The 900-nt window shown below is 74.6% G+C and carries 1 protein-coding gene and 1 pseudogene; one reads left to right on the top strand and one right to left on the bottom strand.

Annotation, left to right across the window (positions count from 1 at the left end; translation table 11 throughout):
• On the top strand, positions 1 to 488 hold a 488-nt coding region (locus GSF22_RS33910), incomplete at its 5' end, for a M23 family metallopeptidase (protein WP_208817961.1).
• 144 nt (positions 489 to 632) lie between these two features.
• On the opposite strand, the pseudogene GSF22_RS33905 reads toward GSF22_RS33910, so the two are convergent.
• A pseudogene (locus tag GSF22_RS33905) lies at positions 633 to 900 on the bottom strand (ATP-dependent DNA helicase PcrA); the annotation flags it as partial.

Genomic DNA, 900 nt, shown 5'->3' with positions numbered 1-900 from the left:
CCCCGACAGCCACCCTGAAGAAGAAGACACCCGCCCCCCGGGCCACCAGCACACCCGCCAAGCCGAAACCCAAGCCGAAGCCGAAGGCCGCCTGGGTGAACCCGATGCCGAGCGGGGACGTCACCTCCTGCTACGGCATGCGCTGGGGCGTCCTGCACGCCGGCATCGACCTGGCGGCTCCGGCCGGCACCCCGGTACGCGCCGCCGCAGCCGGCACGGTCGTCAACGCCGGCTGGGACTTCGCCGGCTACGGCATCTCCGTGGTCGTCGACCACGGCAACGGCTACCTGACGCACTACGCCCACCTCAGTGCGACGGCCGTGGCGGTCGGCGACCGGGTGACCGCAGGCAGGACGATCGGCGCCGAGGGCTCCACCGGCGACTCCACCGGCCCGCACCTGCACTTCGAGGTGCACCAGGGTCAACTCTGGAGCCAGATCGAGCCGGCCGCGTTCATGCGGGCACGCGGGGTCGACCTGGGCTGCTGATCCGCCGCTCCGCTCCGCACGGCCCCCACGCCAACCCGGTCGGCGCGACGTCACCGCCACGCCGGCCGGGTCTGCGCAGCCCGCTCCGCGCGGGAGCCCGGTCCGGTCAACCGGCCGGGCTCCGGCGGTACCGGCCGGGCCGGGTCAGAGCCGGTCGATCGGTGCGTGCCGCAGGACCAGCCAGAGTTTCTGGTCACCGAAGTCGATCTGCGCCCGGGCACCCGGCCCGTGTCCCTCGACGGCGAGGACCCGGCCCAGGCCGTACCGCTGGTGGTTGACCCGGTCCCCGACCGACACCTTCGGCGCCTGCGGCAGCTCGCTCGCCGTCCGCAGCCGGCTGCCGTCCACGCCGAGCTGACGGGCCAGCGCCGCCGCCTTCGGGGTACCGCCGATGAAGCCACCACCCCGGGAG

The sequence above is a fragment of the Micromonospora echinofusca genome, from assembly GCF_017614955.1.
Lineage (GTDB): Bacteria > Actinomycetota > Actinomycetes > Mycobacteriales > Micromonosporaceae > Micromonospora > Micromonospora echinofusca_A.
The sequence above is the reverse complement of the archived record's forward strand: the minus strand, read 5'-3'. Positions and strand labels throughout refer to the sequence as shown.